The sequence below is a fragment of the Ruegeria sp. CF3 genome, from assembly GCF_056537365.1.
Window position 1 is genome coordinate 661,471 of the sequence record NZ_JBQFRK010000001.1, and the last position, 16,085, is coordinate 677,555.

The following is a 16,085-nucleotide window of genomic DNA, read 5'->3' on the forward strand; positions in this document are numbered from 1 at the left end:
ACTACTAACCCAGGACACCAATCGAAATGTTCTGATACATTCCCCAGAACGCAGTGATCAAGATCGAGAACATACCAATGATCTGAGTAAAGGTCCGACTGCGCGTCAGCGTTTTGGAAACGTTTTCTACGGTCGCTTCTTGAGTCTGCAATCGACGCGCTGCCGCAATACTGATCATCATGACAAAACACATCGGGAGCAGAAGCAGAAATACGGCCTGTGCGAATTCCACGTCGTAGAAGAATCCCAACGTTGCAAGGCCTGTCAAAACAAAACAGCAAATTGCCATCAATACCAGACCCGAGGTTTCGACGATATACAACACTCTGTTCGAGTTGATCCGCGCGACATCCAGAAGGTCTTGTTCTGATTGACCACCTACACGACGGGCGCGCATCACAAGATCATAGGGCACCCCCATCGTCCAGTGGCTGGCAGATGACCAAAGAACGGCCAGACCGATCCAGTACCACAGATTCGAAAAGCTCCGCATGTCGATGAGTTCGAAAATCGAAGAGTATATGTCCAAGCGTCTGCCCTTTGTTCAACGTCCGCAGGGACCGTCATCGCAGCGATGCGTCCATTGTTACCCTTGAGACCACCGGGAATTCATGCCACCCAATGCGCAATTGTTCAAGGAGAGTGCGCCATGAAACCGACCATCGCCCCATATCCCCGGACCCGTTTCCGCCGGGCCCGCCAATCCGAGGCGATCCGGGGTCTGGTGCGCGAGAACACCTTGACCGTGAATGACTTTATCTGGCCTGTTTTTGTGCGCGACGGTGAAAATATCGAAGAACCCGTGCCGTCGATGCCCGGGGTCGTGCGACGCTCGGTCGACCTGATCACCAAAGCCGCGGTGGAAGCGCAAGCCCTTGGTATTCCTGCAATATGTATTTTCCCGTACACCGATCCGAGCCTGAAAACCGAAGATTGTGCCGAGGCCTGGAACCCCGACAACCTGTCCAACCGCGCCATTCGTGCAATTAAGACTGCTGCGCCCGAAATCGCGGTGATGACGGATGTGGCCCTGGACCCCTACAACATCAACGGCCATGACGGCTATGTGGTCGATGGCGAGATTGTGAATGACCAGACTGTTGAGGCGCTGGTGAAAATGACGCTGGCGCAGGCCGAAGCCGGAGCTGACATCATCGGCCCGTCCGACATGATGGATGGCCGTATCGGCGCCATGCGCAGCGCACTTGAGTCGGCGGGTCACCACAATGTCATGATCCTGAGTTATGCCGCCAAATATGCCAGCGCTTTCTACGGCCCTTTCCGCGACGCCGTTGGGGCATCAGGCGCGCTGACCGGTGACAAGAAGACCTATCAGATGGATCCTGCCAACTCGGACGAGGCCCTGCGTCTGATCGAGCGCGATCTGACCGAGGGTGCAGATATGGTCATGATCAAACCGGGGATGCCATACTTGGACATCTGCCGACGGGTCAAAGACAGCTTCGGTGCGCCGACCTATGCCTATCAGGTGTCTGGCGAATATGCGATGATCCAAGCCGCTGCACAAAACGGTTGGATCGACGGCGAAAGGGTGATGCTGGAAAGCCTACTGGCCTTCAAGCGCGCAGGGTGTGACGGCATCCTGACCTATTTTGCACCCGAAGCCGCGCGCATCCTGCAGGGCTAACACCTCAGATTGTCGCAATTTTTCGCCGATTTGCTGCGTGCGCAGCACAGCTTTCCCGTGACAGGCCGGTGCAATCGGCGTATTCTTGCAGACAAGATCGGGAACACCCGACATTTCAGGCACATACACAGAGACAGAGAAACATGAGCAGTTCAAACTCCCCCCGACTTAGCCGTCGCGGTTTTGCTTTTGGCATGGCCGGACTGACGCTGACCGCCGCCTGCGGCAACGGCGTTGGCAACTCCAACGCAGTCACACTCGACGCGCGCGTCGACGCGACGCTGAACGAGATGTACAGCAAGTATCCCAACACCGTTGAGATTGCCAACAAGGCCAACGGAATGTTGGTCATGCCACTGATTACAGATGCCGGATTTATCTTTGGTGGCGCATATGGTCAGGGTGCACTGCGTATTCAGGGCGCGACGGTCGACTATTATTCCGCCATCTCCGGTACTGCGGGCCTGCAGATCGGCGCACAGCAATATGCGCATGTTCTGTTCTTTATGACCGAAGAGGCCTTGAACGATTTCCGCCGCTCCAGCGGTTGGACGGCCGGTGCAGATATCGGATACGTCGTCGACGCGACCGGAGAATCCTTGTCGACCGACACCACTCAGTTGCGCAAACCCGTGCTGGCCGCAGTCTTTGGACAAGCGGGTCTGAAGTTCGGCGCGACGGTCGAAGGCACCAAATATACGCGCATCATCCCCTAAGACCCAAGATACCACCCTCCCCCCTCTGACGAGCCCCGCTACATCTTGTGGCGGGGCTCCGAGTTTTCGCGGATTTCCACAAATTCCAGTGGCATTCCTCTTTCGGTCGGGCGGAGGTTCCAGTAACCTTGGCGCAAATGACCGCATAGAATTCTCGGGGGACAGATGGGTCTGGTTTTTCGCTGGCTGGTGAGACTTACGACAGGCCTGATCCTGCTGGCAATCGCTGCTGTGGGGTTGGTCTACTTTCTGGCCAGCCAATCCCTGCCTGAATACAATCAAACCCTTGAAGTTGAAGGAATAACTGCCCCTGTCGAGATCGTTCGCGACACTGCAAATGTGCCGCATATACTGGGCCAGTCCGACCCGGACGTGTTCTTTGGTCTGGGCTATGCCCATGCACAAGACAGGCTGTGGCAGATGACCATTCTGCGTCGGACCGCACAGGGCCGCTTGTCCGAAGTGTTCGGCCAGCGCACGGTAGCCATCGACAAATTACTGCGTCGTTTCGATCTTTACGGACTCGCCCATCGCTCAGTCGAGTTTCAGGACGACTATACCAAGGCCGCGCTTCGCGCTTATTCCGCAGGGATCAACGCCCGGCTTACCGAGATCAACGAACAGGCGCTTGGACGTGGCGCCCCCGAGATGTTCCTGTTCAACGCCCCCGTTCCCCCATGGCAGCCGGGCGACAGCGTAGCGATTATCAAGCTGATGAGCCTGCAGCTTTCCGGCCACCTTGCTGATGAAGTGTTACGCGCACGCACATCGCTGATGCTGGATAATCCCGCACGGCTGGCCGACATTCTGCCCGACGTCCCCGGTCCCGGTATTGCCGCGCTGCCCGAGTATGCTGATCTGTTTCCAGACCTTCCACGCTATGCCCAAGGCACTCCGATGCCCGACACGCCGCTGTCGCCTTTCCCGCAGCGCGGGCTGGCAGGTGCGTCAAATGCGTGGACCGCCGCGCCGTCCCGCTCGGCCAGCGGTGGCACGTTGCTGGCAAACGATCCGCATCTGGGCCTCACTGCCCCGGGTATCTGGTATCTGGCGCGGCTGGAACTGGCCAAAGGCGGCGTTATCGGTGCAACCATTCCAGGCGTACCGGCAATCTCAGCCGGACGGAGTGAGCGCTTGGGCTGGGGCCTTACCTCATCCTATCTGGACGATCAGGACGTTCACATCGAACAACTGAACCCCGACAATCCCGAAGAATACCTTACTCCAGACGGCTACAAACGCTTTCAGACCCGCCCTTCGATTATCGAGATCAAAGACGCCGCCCCAATCACCCTGACCCTGCGCTGGACCGAGAATGGACCGGTTCTGCCGGGCACGCATTATGATCTGGAAACCATCACACCACCGGGCCATGTCGCGTCTCTCTCGTGGAGCGCGCTAAGCCCCCGCGATACATCCATGAGCGCCTCTTTGGCGCTGATGAATGCCGATTCAGTTCGAGACGCCATTGACGCGGCCGAGGACTATATTGCCCCTTCGCAAAACTTGTCGCTTGTCGATAAAGACACGATCGGCATGAAACTGGTCGGCGCAATGCCCCGGCGCGATCTGAACAATCAAAGCCGAGGCCGCATTCCCACCCCCGGCTGGCTGGAACGGAACCGTTGGCAGGGCCGCCTGCCCTATTCAGACAATCCTGAATTCGTGGCCCCGGTCGGCGGAGTTCTGGGTAACACCAACAACAAGATTATCGACCGGCCGTTCCCGCGCCATGTGTCGTACGAGTGGGGCGACACCCAGCGGGTCAATCGCTGGGAACGCCTGATGCAATCGCGCGAGGTACATACGCGTGACAGTTTTATCGAAGCGCAGTTGGACACGGTTAGCTTTACAGCGCGATCACTGCTTCCTCTGATCGGCGCCGACCTCTGGTTTACCGGTGAGTCGGCACCCGAAGGCACGCCCGAACGGCAGCGTCAGATCGCGCTGGATCTGCTGGCCAACTGGAACGGTGAGATGAACGAGCATCTGCCGGAACCCCTGATCTACGCCGCATGGTTGCGCGCGCTGCAAATCCGCCTGATCTCGGACGAACTTGGCCCGCTGGCTGCCGAATACAAGCATGTCGAGCCGCTGTTTATCGAACGGGTGTATCGCGATATCGACGGTGCCTCGGTCTGGTGCGACGTGGTTCAGAGCGCTCCCGTTGAAAATTGCACCGACATGGCACGACTGGCCCTGGATGACGCGATCATTTGGATTTCCGAGCGCTATGGCCCCGCACTCGAATCTTTACGCTGGGGCGATGCGCATCAGGCCACCCAGGACCACCCTGCGCTGGGCCAGGTTCCGGTGCTGCGGTTTTTCGTCAACATCCGCCAATCCACCAGCGGTGGCGATAACACCCTGCTGCGCGGGCGCACGTCAGGCGAAGGACCGGACCCGTTCCAGAATGTGCATGGCGCAGGTTATCGTGGCGTCTACGATTTTGCGGACCCCGATAGTTCGGTTTTCATCACCGCAACTGGCCAGTCAGGCCATTTCCTATCTCGCTATTATGACGATCAGGCCCAACTATGGCGGCGCGGGGAATACATCCCCATGTCGCTGGATATCGGGCTTGCCCGAGCAGCGGCAGTTGGTGTGACCGTCCTGAACCCGCGCTGATCTGATCGGCAAATCCCCGCCCCTTTTTGAACCTCGCGTGGCGCACCCCTTCGTTATCGCCTAAACTCGTCTGGCCGTCGCATTGCACGAAGGGGGAAAATGCATGGGCAGCTTTCGAGACACCTTAAACAATCTCGCACGCGATTATGCGATCGCCTGGAGCTCGGGCGATCCCGACTTGGTCGCCAGTTTTTTCGCCCCCGAAGGTCAGATCAGCATCAATCGCGGTGAGCCCCTGCGTGGCCATGCCGCAATCGCCGAAATGGCTCGCGGGTTCTATGCAGAATTCCCCGATCTTGAGGTGCGTTGCGATATGATGCGTTGGGCCGGAGGGCATGCCATTTTTGTCTGGACCCTCGAAGGCCATCACGCCGAGACCGGCAACCGTGTCGTTACACGCGGCTGGGAAGAGTGGGAGCTTTCAAAGGACAACAAGGTGCTATCTTCGCTTGGGTGGTTCGATGCAGAGGATTACCAGCGTCAGATAGACGGTACCTAGAACGCCGCGAAGCGGGACGCCTGCTTGTCAGTCCAGAGCACCGTGATCTCGAACCCCTCTTCGGTCTGATCTTCAGACCTGACCACATCCTGACGATAGAGCCACGCGCGTTTGTCACCATCGGCAAAGCCCAGTTTCAGGATAGTCTCATGCCGCGCACCCTGCAGGATCGTGGCGATTTCAGACAGCAGCGGATCAACACCTTCGCCCGTTACGGCCGATATGGCAAAGATCGCCGGATCACGCTCGGCCCGGGCAAGCGCGGCTTCGCGGTCTTCCGGGCTCAGCAGATCGATCTTGTTCCAAACCTCCAACCGGGGGCGACTGTCCTCGACACCCAAAGAGTTCAGGATCGCCTCAACATCCCGTGCCTGTGCCTCGGTTTCTTCATGGCTGATATCGCGGACATGCACGACCAGATCAGCCCCCAGAACCTCTTCCAGCGTGGCGCGGAAGGCCGCAACCAGTTCCGTGGGCAAGTTCGAGATGAAACCCACGGTATCGGACAGGATCACCTCGGGGCCATCCGGCAGCTCAACCCGCCGCATGGTTGGGTCCAGCGTGGCGAACAGCATGTCTTTTGCCATCACCTCGGCCCCGGTTAGGCTGTTGAACAGCGTGGATTTCCCGGCGTTTGTATAGCCAACAAGTGCAACAATCGGATATGGAACCTTCGCGCGCGCTGCGCGGTGTAAGGTGCGGGTCTTCACCACTTTTTGCAATTGGCGGCGCAGGCGGACCAGTTGTTCATCAATGGCACGCCGGTCGGCCTCGATCTGAGTTTCACCGGGACCACCCACAAACCCAAGGCCACCGCGCTGACGTTCCAGGTGGGTCCAGGCCCGAACCAGTCGCGTACGCTGATAGCTAAGCGCGGCCATCTCAACTTGCAGTACACCTTCACGGGTACGCGCACGGTCGCTGAATATTTCCAGAATCAAACCGGTCCGGTCGAGGATTTTGACCTTCCACGCTTTTTCCAGATTGCGCTGCTGAACCGGAGTCACTGGCCCGTCGATCAGAACCAGCTCGATCTCATTGTCGTGGAGGCGTTCGGCCAGTTCCTCGATCTTGCCGCTGCCGAACAGAAAACCAGCCTGCGCGCGCGGTAGGCGCACTATTTCGGAACCGACCACATCCAGATCGGGCAAAGCGGCAGCTAGTGCCACCGCCTCTTCCAGCGCTGGTTCGGGCACACGGCGCTGTTCATCTGATTTGATTTCGGGATGCAGCACCCAAGCCCGGGTGCGCGCCCTCTCATGTTCCATCAAGAGGCGTCTTCGCCCTCATAAAGGTTGATCGGCTGTGACGGCATGATGGTCGAAATCGCATGCTTGTACACCAACTGCGACTGTCCGTCGCGGCGCAGCAGCACGCAGAAGTTATCGAACCAGGTGATTACACCCTGCAATTTCACACCGTTGATCAGGAATATTGTGACCGGGACCTTTGCTTTCCGTACATTGTTCAGGAACGCGTCCTGCAGATTCTGTCTGTCCGAAGCCATATTTTGTTATCTCGCCATTGTTCTTGCTACGCGCTGCGGACCAACGCGCTCCCTCCGGCAGAGTATGGAGTGCCGCGCACAGATATTCCAGATGAAAAATCAGGCAGTAACACCAGGTGCCTGACGCAGGGTCAATCGCGCCACAGCGTTGGCGTAATCAGTGCCACGATCGCCAGAGTTTCCAACCGCCCGATCACCATCGCCGCGCAGACCGTCAACTTGGCCCCGCTGGAAAGATCAATCAGACGTATGGGCACATCCGTTGCCAATTCAATCAACGGCCCCGTGGTGCTGAGTGCGGCAACGCTGAGCAGCATGGCCTGTTCAAAACCTACGCCCATGACGGCCAGCAACAAATCGAACAAGGCCAACGTCAGGGCGAACATCATCAGGAAGATCCAGGCGATGAAGGCACCGTCGCTTTGAATGCGGCGGTTGCCGCCACCCTCTCCGCTGACCGAAGAAGGATAGATCAGTCGGTCAATCTCGCGCTTGCCATTCAGATAGAGCGCAAAAACCCGCAACAGCTTTACCCCACCCGCAGTCGTCGCCACGCCTCCTCCGACCAGGGCTAGCCCCATCAGAATCAGGCCCGGTGTGCTCAAGCCCGACAATTGCTGCGCGTCGTTCCAGTTGGCGCTTTCAAATCCGGCCGTGGTCAGAAACGACATCGCCGTAAACATGAACCCCCAAAAAACGCCAAGTGCTTGCCGCACTTCGACGGCAATGTTCAGTTCGGCCGTTCCAGCCAAAAACCGGATGAACAGCAGCACAGCGACCGCCAGCACGATGAAGATGCCAATCCGAAATTCTGGGTCTTTGTCCAGCCGCGAATACCCTGAGGTCGCTGTATCGGTCGAAAAGGTCAGCCGCGACAGGGCAAAGAACAGGAACAGGAACAGGATCGCCTCGCCAGTGATTCCTGCGGTCGATCCTTCCAATCCACCGACAGGTGATATGCCGGAAGTCGCAATCACTGACATCGCGTGGCTCACGGCAGTAAGCCCTTGCTCACCTGCGATCAACAGCAGGATCCAGATCACAGCTGTCAAACCCGCATAGACGGGTGCCAATGTGCGCGACACGCGGATCAGATGGCCGCGTGGATCGGACTTCTCGCTCTGTGCCACGCCCGAGACGGGACGCCCCGGTTGCCCCCGGGCTGTGACTTCGAAACCGCCCAACGACAAGGGCGCCAGAATCGCGGCCGCCGAGATCCACATCAGCAATCCGCCCATCCAACCGACCAACGCGCGCCACAAGTGCAACGGCGCCGAAAGGCGTGCGGGATCGGGGAACAGATCGGCGCCGGTTGTGGTCAGCGCGCTGACCATATCGAAATAGGCGTTCAGGAAGCTGGTTGTCCCCAGCGCATCATGAAACGGAATAGCAAGAAATATCGGCAGTACGGTAAAGGCGGCCAGCAGAACCGCCAATTGACCAAGCGTTCCCCGCCGTGGTCGTCGGTTCGACATGGCCAGAGCTATGATCGACACCGCAAAAACACCCAGCAATCCGGAATAGAAGAATGACCGTGAGGTGGCGTGATCATCCAGCGCCAGCGCATAAACTGCGGGTATCCACATTGCCAGCGACACGATACCCCAGATCATCAGCAGCAGCGGCAATCGCCGCAATACTCCGATCCGTTGCTGTCCGCGTGCTTGCAACATCAGAAGAAATCGATTGAAACCTGCATCAGACGCTCAACCTCGGGCACGTCTTTGGCCATTGCAAAGATCGCCACCACGTCTTTCTCGTCGATGCGCAGGCTGCCGGTCGGGCGCAGAACCTCGTCACCTTTGCGTACTGCGCCGACCAGAACGCCTTCTGGGAAATCGATGTCGCGCAGTTTTTGTCCAGCCATGGGCGAGGTTGATAGCACTTCGGCCTCGATTACCTCGGCCTCGGCATCACCAATGGAATACACCTGACGCACGCGCCCGTGCCGAATGTGACGCAGGATCGAACTGACAGTGGTGGCGCGCGGGTTAATATATGCGTCAATCCCCAGCGGTCCCATCAAGGCGACCATGCTGGGGTCGTTGATCAGGGCGATGGCCAGTGGACAACCCTCTCCCTTGGCGCGTACCGCGGCCAGCATGTTGGTGCGATCGTCATCCGTGACCGCCAACATCGCGTCGGCGCGCTCAATCCCTGCTTCGCTCAGCAAAGATGAATCTAGGCCGTCGCCGTTCAGAACAATCGTCCGCTCCAATGCTTCGGCAGCGATTTCGGCGCATTTGCGGTCACGCTCGATAATCTTGGCACGCACCCGGCTTTCGCGCTCTTCCAGTGTGCGGGCCACTTCCAACCCGACATTACCGCCGCCGACGATCACCACACGATCTTGCTTACGCTGAGCCTTGCCGAACACCTCCATCGTACGTTCAACGTCTTTTACGCTAGTGAAGACGTAGCATTCGTCGCCTACAAAAAGCTGATCCTCGGATTCCGGCGCAAACAGCGTCCCTTCGCGGCGCACACCAACCACAATCGAGCTGAGCGTGGAAAACAGGTCGGTCAATTGTCGCAGCGGTGTGTTGACGATTGGGCAGTCTTCCTCGACCCGAATGCCCAGCAGCTGCGCCTTTCCATCCATGAATATCTCGGTATCGAAAGCAGAAGGTGCCGAAAGACGGCGCATCGCTGCGGCGGCAACTTCGCGTTCCGGGCTGATCACTACATCAATGGGCAGATGATCGCGGCGGTAGAGATCGGAATGGATTGCTTCAAGATAGGATTTCGACCGCAAACGCGCGATCTTGCGCTGGATCGAAAAAACCGAATGCGCCATCTGGCAGGTGACCATATTCACCTCATCCGAATGGGTCGCGGCGATGATCATATCGGCGTCGCGGGCCCCTGCACGATCCAGCACATCCGGATAACTGGCGAACCCCGCGATCCCCTGCACGTCCAGCGTCTCGGTCGCGCGACGTACCAGATCGGGATTGTTGTCGACCACCGTCACATCGTTCAGTTCGCCCGAAAGGTGACGCGCAATCTGCCAGCCGACTTGACCGGCACCGCATATGATGACCTTCATGCTCTTGGCCTTTCTGCCTGAAATCTTTGAATGACAGATGCCCCCAAAGCGGTCAATTGAATTGTCATGCCTCCTAAGCTGCGCCAAAGTAAGCATATGAAAACCATTCTGCCTGCTCTGATTTGCCTGCTGACGCTGTCCGCCTGTGGTCCGCTTTCTTTGTATTATCGCGAAGGTGAGAGCGTCTCGCGGATGCAGACCGAGACCACGAACTGCCAGGTGCAGGCGCTCAAGGACGCCCCTGTCGCCAATCAGGTCCGGCAGAGCCCGCCAGTCTATTGGCCCGGGCGCACCTATTGCGATGGCCGAGGACGCTGTTATCGCAACCCCGGATGGTGGGAGCCTGGGCGGGTCTATACCGTCGACGTGAATCAGGGGCTGAGAAACAAGGTCGAGGCGCAGTGCATGGCCCAAAAGGGCTATCGCCCGGTCAGCCTTCCGCCTTGCAAACAAGGTGTCAAATCGCGGGTCACGCCCACGCGCACCACGACGCTCCCGCCGCTGAACAGCGCGTCCTGTTTCGTGAAATTCGACGACGGGTCATTTCAGATCATCACTCCGGGACAAGCCAGCTGATTTGCGACGCCGCGCCAGCAGCAGATGCGCTATGATCGCGATGCTATAGAACGCGGCGACGGCTACAAACATGCCAGCCTCATCGACGCCCAGCAATATCGCCAGCAATACCGGGGTTCCAAGCAGGTTTCCGGCATTGCCCATCTGCGCCATCGCACCATAACTCAGGGCTTGGGCTTCGGTGGTATCGTTTAACTCTGGCACTGCGGCGAAGCTGCCGCCCTGTACAAGCCCGAGCACGGCAAACAAGGCGATACATCCGAACGTAAGGGGCGCCCCCAGAAACAATGCGATGATCGTCGCGATCCCCAGCACAAAGCCCAGATTGACGACGCTGACGCAGGACAGGACGGTCAACAGCAAGGGCACCAGCAGCCATGACAGTACAATCCCTGCCAAGGGCATAAGTGCTGCAATCGATGCACCCTGCCCTTCGGGTAAACGACCCGGCAGGATCGCTAACAGAGAAACAAATGTCAGCGTGTAAAAGAACCAGCCAATTGCCGGGGCCGAAATAAAGGGTGAGCGGTAGGTCCTGATATGCACATCAAGGAAGGCGGAGAGCCCCCACCCGGTACCCTCCGTCTGGCCCATGTCGGTTTTCAGATTGCTAAGCGCGATCAGCGCGGCGATCAGCAGCATCAGACCCCCGTGCATGGCAAAGTATGTGGGCAGTCCGAAACGATCGACGATGGGCCGCCCAACCCAAGCGTTTAATGCGAATGCAACGCCAAAGAATGTACTCCACAGCACCATGGAATTATACCGCGCCCGACCGGATGTGATCTGAGCAATCAGCGTCGGTGCCGCCACCACAATCGCAAGATGGGACAGCCCCTCGATCACCCGGCTGAGCAGCATCAGTTGAAAAACCGGCAAGCTTGCTTGCAGCAAAGATAACGCGCCGCCGAGCACAAGCCCTGATAGCAATAGACGATTTGGCCCAATACGCGCTGTGATCGCTCCGGATATCGCGCCCAAAGCAGCCCCCATTAGACTGATAATGGACAGCAACCAGCCGATCACGGCAGCATTGTCCGGGTACAACAGCCCCACATCAGAAAATGGTACGGCAATCTTTGCAAATTGGGTTGCCGCACCGAGGCCAGCAAACCAGATCAGCATGACCTGCAAGAATGTGCGAAAAGAGTCACTCATGCAGCCGGTCTATCGCGCCTAACCTGACAGCGGAACGCATAAATTATGCGGTGACTTCGCGCCGCCCGCTGACCAGACGGACCGGAGTGCCATCACCCAGATACAACCGCTCCCACACGATTTGCCCGGCGCTGATCCTGATTTGATCATGCACAGCCTCGGAAGTCAGAAACGCTTTGGGTGAAGGCGAATGCAAATCCCACCAGCCATCTTTCTGCAGTTCTGCTTCGGCTTGTCGGATCTCATCCGTTGCAAATTGCCAAAGCGACACGCCCAGCAAGGCGCGCTGTGAGGTCTTCCAATCCCGCGCCCGGCTGCCCGAATAAGCAAGGCAGATATGGCTGGCCTCTTCGACAAGGTGCAAGCACTCTGCCGAATGAACGACCAGACGTTTCAGCGCAGAATCCTGCACCCGAACCGGCCCCAACGCTGCAAAAACGGACTGTTGAATATGCGGCGATGGCGTTTGACCCCCGTTTTCCCACCGGGAAATCGTGGTTTGGTCGACTTCAATCAGATCTGCGAGGGCGGATTGCTTAAGTCCAACCGACCGCCGCAACCGCTTCAACCGTTTACCAAAGGCGGGAAAACCGATGGAAACGGCTGCGGTCTTCTTATTCGGCGCGGCAATCACTCGGCTGGTTCGGGCTCGTCAATTTGAGCCACCCGCGCACCGGATTTGTTCGAGGTCACGACGCCCAGCGACTTGAGCTTGCGGTGCAAGGCGCTGCGCTCCATGCCGACAAAACTGGCCGTGCGGCTTATGTTGCCACCAAACCGATTGATCTGGGTCAGCAAATATTCACGCTCGAACGCTTCGCGCGCCTCACGCAGCGGCAGCGTCGCCAGTGCGCCAGACAGTACCACGCGCCCGGACTCGTCGGATTTCTCTTCTTCGTTGGGCAACTCGCGGGCCTCGATCGGGCCAGTGCTGTCGCCTAGGATCAGCACCCGCTCGATCAGGTTCTTCAGCTGACGCACATTGCCCGGCCATGTCATCGTTTGTAGCAAAGCAATAGCCTCATCCGACAGCTCGCGCATCGGCAGACCCTGTGTATCGTTGCACATCTCGATGAAATGTTGCGCCAGAACCGGGATGTCCTCTCGCCGTTCCTCCAGCGAGGGAACCGCAATCGGCACCACATTCAGCCGGTGATACAGTTCTTCGCGGAATCGTTCGGCGGCGATCTCTTCTTCCAGATCGCGGTTGGTCGAGGAGATGACCCGCAGATCAACCCGCACCTTGTCAGAGCCACCAACACGCTGGAATTGCTGATCAACCAACACGCGAAGAATCTTGGACTGCGTCCCCAGCGGCATGTCAGCGACTTCGTCGAAGTAGACAACGCCGCCATGCGCCTCTTCCAACAGGCCTGACTCGATTCCGCGCTCAGACGATTCTCGTCCGAACAGAACCTCTTCAACCCTCTCAGGTTCAATCCCCGCACAATTGACCGTCACAAATGGGGCATTCGCCCGGTTGGAATGGGCATGGATATAGCGCGCGGCAATTTCCTTGCCCGACCCAGCCGGCCCGCTGAGCATAACCCGGCCATTCGACTTTGTTACCTTGTCCAACTGCCCCTGCATCGCTCGGAACGACGCAGAATTGCCAATCATGTCTGAACAGCTGACTTCCTGCCGCTTCAGCGAGGCATTCTCGCGACGCAGGCGCGAGGTTTCCATCGCACGGCGGATCACCACCATCAACTGGTCAATGTTAAAGGGCTTTTCGATAAAGTCGTAAGCCCCCTGCTTGATAGCCGCCACCGCAATCTCGATATTGCCATGTCCGGAAATGATCACCACCGGAACATCCGGGTTGTCCCGTTTTACAGCTTTCAGGATGTCGATCCCGTCCATCCGGCTATCTTTCAGCCAGATATCCAAGATCAACAGCCCCGGAGGTTCGGCATTGATCGACGACATGCACTCATCCGAGTTTGCAGCCAGCCGGGTGGAATAGCCTTCGTCCTCCAGAATGTCGGACACCAATTCGCGAATATCGCGTTCGTCATCTACGATCAGAATGTCGCTCATCTTTGGCCTGCTTTCAGTTTGTTTGTTTTAATCGCCTGTTTTTCCGGCGCATTTGTCGGGCCGCCTGAGGCCCCGGGTAGACGAATGACAGCCATTGCGCCGAAATGGTCCTGTCCGTCGAATGTGGGCGCGTCTTCCAATGTCAGCGCTCCGCCATGTTCTTCGATGATCTTCTTTACGATGGGCAGGCCAAGGCCGGTGCCTTCGTCACGCGTGGTCACATAAGGTTCGAACAGCCGTGCCCTGTCCTCGGGCAGACCGATGCCATTGTCCGCAATGGTGATCTGCGTTCCTGCATCGTCAGTGGAGACTACAACTTTGATCTGAGGTTTCAGATTGTCCGGTGCGCCTTTTTCTTTCAGCGTTTCAATAGCCTCGCCCGCGTTCTTGATCAGGTTCGTCAACGCTTGGCTCAACATGGTCGAATCCACATCCGCCAAAATGGGCTGTTCAGGTAAGTCCGCATCGATCTGAACATCAGGCTGACCCGCCTGCTGCAACAGAACCGCCTCACGCACTAGCGTCACGATATTCTCTTCGCGCCGTTCCGGTTCGGGCATGCGTGCGAATTTCGAGAACTCGTCAACAATCCGCCGCAGATCATTGGTCTGCCGCACGATCACGTCGGTCATCGATTCCAGGCTATCGCAATCGTCCTCATCCAGCTTGCGCGAGAATTTGCGTTTGATTCGCTCGGCGCTCAGTTGGATCGGTGTCAGCGGATTCTTGATCTCATGCGCAATGCGACGGGCCACATCACCCCACGCCGCCATGCGCTGCGCGCTTACCAGATCGGTCACGTCATCAAAGGCCACAACGTAGCCTTCCAGCCTTCCATCCTCGCCACGCCGCGTCGCCATGCGTACCAGTAAGTTCTCCAACCGGCCTTTGCGGGTTACCTTGATCTCCCCCTGAACCGCCTCTTGCCCGCTGTCCTTAAGGGCTTCGAACAAAGGCAAAAATTCGGGAACAGCGATACCGATAGCCAGGTTTTGCTCTCCACCAGACCAGCCCAGAAGACGTTCAGCGGATCGGTTCACGAAGGTCACACAACCCTCTGAATCAACGCCAACGACACCGGATGTCACCGAGCTTAGAACTGAATCAAATAGCCGCCTTCGACGTTCGATATGGCGTGTGTTTTCCAACAGCGTGTCGCGCTGCCCCTTCAACTGACGAGTCATCTGGTTGAAGTAGCGGCCCAGCATCGCGATTTCGTCGTCGCTGGCCTCTTCGATGACCTGAACACTAAGATCACCAGCACCAACGCGTTGCGCCGCCGTTGTCAGCCGTCCGACAGGGCGAGAAAGACGTTCGGCGAACCACATGCCCAGCGACATCGCGGCCAGAATCAGGATCACAGCAAAGCCGAGATACAGAAGGCCGAATTCGAACAGGACCCTGCCCCGCTCGCTTTCCAGTTGGCTGTAGAACTGTGCTGTCTCTTTGGTTTCATCAAGCAGGGTCAGAAGCTGCCCATCAACCTCGCGACTGACATAAAGATACCGGTCAAGATAGGCATGCAAAGGAACAAGCGCGCGGAATTCGCTGTTCTCCCAATCGGCAATGATGGCCACGCCCTGATCATTGGCCTCGATCATCTCTTCGGGAGTTGGTGCCTCGTAGTCGAACAGGTAGGACCGATCACCGCGCGATCGGATTTCGGCGCTGCCATCGATCACATAGGCCTCGCGCAAACCGCGTTGTATCTGGGCCTGCCCCTGGGCCAGAACCTCTCGCAATTCGGCGTCTGAGACAAAATAATCCAACGATCGCGCGTTATCGAGGAAACGCGCCAGAACAACCGCATCCTGCGTCAGGCCCTCGCGGTGTTCCTGTTCGTAAGCTTCGGCCGCAGTCAGTGACGACCCAACCACCTGCCGCACACGGTCCGAGAACCAACCTTCAAGGCCGATATTCACCGTCAGCCCGGCGAAAATCGCCACGGTGACCGTCGGTACCAGAGCCAACAGCGTGAAAGCGCCGATCAGGCGCAGGTGAAGACGGGAGCCCGCAGATTTTGCGCGACGCGCGGCGATCAGACTGAACAATTGGCCCAACACCAGCGCAGCTACGACCAGCACGTAGACCAGATCAGCCAACAAAATCAGCCGCAGTGTCGGTGCCGCCGCGCCAAGATCAAAAGGGCCAATGACGAGATAGGTTGCAAGCGCCAGAACCGGGCCCAGCATAACCAATCCCAATGTACTGAAATTGCGCATCCTCCGGGACTTGCGCCACCGGTTGATCGATAGGATCGGCCC

General features: G+C 58.0%; 14 protein-coding genes. 5 read left to right on the plus strand and 9 right to left on the minus strand.

Features of this window, described 5'->3' with window-relative positions; all coding sequences use genetic code 11:
* Window positions 1-4: 4 nt before the first annotated feature.
* The gene (locus ACR0KC_RS03345) at window positions 5-529 is read right to left on the minus strand and encodes a component of SufBCD complex (protein WP_170396878.1); all 525 of its coding nucleotides are present in this window, start codon (window positions 527-529) and stop codon (window positions 5-7) included.
* A 120-nt stretch (window positions 530-649) separates the two neighbouring features.
* On the opposite strand from ACR0KC_RS03345, the gene hemB reads away from it, so the two are divergent.
* The 4 genes from hemB to ACR0KC_RS03365 all read left to right on the plus strand — a co-directional run bounded on the left by hemB (window position 650) and on the right by ACR0KC_RS03365 (window position 5,491).
* The gene (gene hemB / locus ACR0KC_RS03350) at window positions 650-1,648 is read left to right on the plus strand and encodes a porphobilinogen synthase (protein ID WP_480704964.1); all 999 of its coding nucleotides are present in this window, start codon (window positions 650-652) and stop codon (window positions 1,646-1,648) included.
* Window positions 1,649-1,791: 143 nt separating this feature from the next.
* Entirely contained in the window at window positions 1,792-2,364 is a 573-nt protein-coding gene (locus tag ACR0KC_RS03355) for a lipid-binding SYLF domain-containing protein (protein WP_170396874.1), read from the plus strand.
* A gap of 165 nt (window positions 2,365-2,529) precedes the next feature.
* Window positions 2,530-4,992: a penicillin acylase family protein gene (locus ACR0KC_RS03360; RefSeq protein WP_170567136.1), complete on the plus strand. Its 2,463-nt coding sequence runs from the start codon at window positions 2,530-2,532 to the stop codon at window positions 4,990-4,992.
* Between the two features lie 103 nt (window positions 4,993-5,095).
* On the plus strand, window positions 5,096-5,491 hold the full coding sequence (locus ACR0KC_RS03365) for a nuclear transport factor 2 family protein (RefSeq protein ID WP_170567134.1): 396 nt from the start codon (window positions 5,096-5,098) through the stop codon (window positions 5,489-5,491).
* Here the strand turns inward: ACR0KC_RS03365 and hflX are convergent.
* The 4 genes from hflX to trkA all read right to left on the minus strand — a co-directional run bounded on the left by hflX (window position 5,488) and on the right by trkA (window position 10,047).
* Window positions 5,488-6,759, minus strand: coding sequence for a GTPase HflX (gene hflX / locus ACR0KC_RS03370; RefSeq protein WP_170396869.1), 1,272 nt, complete (start codon window positions 6,757-6,759; stop codon window positions 5,488-5,490). The two genes, ACR0KC_RS03365 and hflX, sit on opposite strands and share 4 nt — an antisense overlap.
* On the minus strand, window positions 6,759-6,998 hold the full coding sequence (hfq, locus tag ACR0KC_RS03375) for an RNA chaperone Hfq (RefSeq protein WP_005982826.1): 240 nt from the start codon (window positions 6,996-6,998) through the stop codon (window positions 6,759-6,761). The genes hflX and hfq overlap by 1 nt, the downstream gene beginning before the upstream one ends.
* A 131-nt stretch (window positions 6,999-7,129) precedes the next feature.
* Window positions 7,130-8,671: a TrkH family potassium uptake protein gene (locus tag ACR0KC_RS03380; protein ID WP_170396867.1), complete on the minus strand. Its 1,542-nt coding sequence runs from the start codon at window positions 8,669-8,671 to the stop codon at window positions 7,130-7,132.
* Window positions 8,671-10,047, minus strand: a complete 1,377-nt coding sequence (trkA, locus tag ACR0KC_RS03385) for a Trk system potassium transporter TrkA (protein ID WP_170396865.1) — start codon at window positions 10,045-10,047, stop codon at window positions 8,671-8,673. The genes ACR0KC_RS03380 and trkA overlap by 1 nt, the downstream gene beginning before the upstream one ends.
* A gap of 96 nt (window positions 10,048-10,143) precedes the next feature.
* Here trkA and ACR0KC_RS03390 point away from each other — a divergent pair, with 96 nt between their 5' ends.
* Window positions 10,144-10,623 (plus strand): hypothetical protein, encoded by a 480-nt coding sequence (locus ACR0KC_RS03390; protein WP_170396863.1) that lies wholly within the window; start codon window positions 10,144-10,146, stop codon window positions 10,621-10,623.
* Here ACR0KC_RS03390 and ACR0KC_RS03395 read toward each other — a convergent pair.
* The 4 genes from ACR0KC_RS03395 to ACR0KC_RS03410 are packed head-to-tail and all read right to left on the minus strand — an operon-like array spanning window position 10,588 to window position 16,043.
* Window positions 10,588-11,781, minus strand: a complete 1,194-nt coding sequence (locus tag ACR0KC_RS03395; RefSeq protein ID WP_480771479.1) for an MFS transporter — start codon at window positions 11,779-11,781, stop codon at window positions 10,588-10,590. The genes ACR0KC_RS03390 and ACR0KC_RS03395 overlap by 36 nt on opposite strands.
* Before the next feature lie 43 nt (window positions 11,782-11,824).
* A complete protein-coding gene (locus ACR0KC_RS03400; protein WP_255612092.1) occupies window positions 11,825-12,415 on the minus strand; it encodes a helix-turn-helix transcriptional regulator in 591 nt (196 codons plus the stop codon).
* A complete protein-coding gene (gene ntrX / locus ACR0KC_RS03405) occupies window positions 12,412-13,821 on the minus strand; it encodes a nitrogen assimilation response regulator NtrX (RefSeq protein WP_170396856.1) in 1,410 nt (469 codons plus the stop codon). The genes ACR0KC_RS03400 and ntrX overlap by 4 nt, the downstream gene beginning before the upstream one ends.
* Window positions 13,818-16,043 (minus strand): sensor histidine kinase NtrY-like, encoded by a 2,226-nt coding sequence (locus ACR0KC_RS03410; protein WP_480453723.1) that lies wholly within the window; start codon window positions 16,041-16,043, stop codon window positions 13,818-13,820. Before ACR0KC_RS03410 ends, ntrX begins: the two co-directional genes overlap by 4 nt.
* Between the last annotated feature and the right edge of the window lie 42 nt (window positions 16,044-16,085).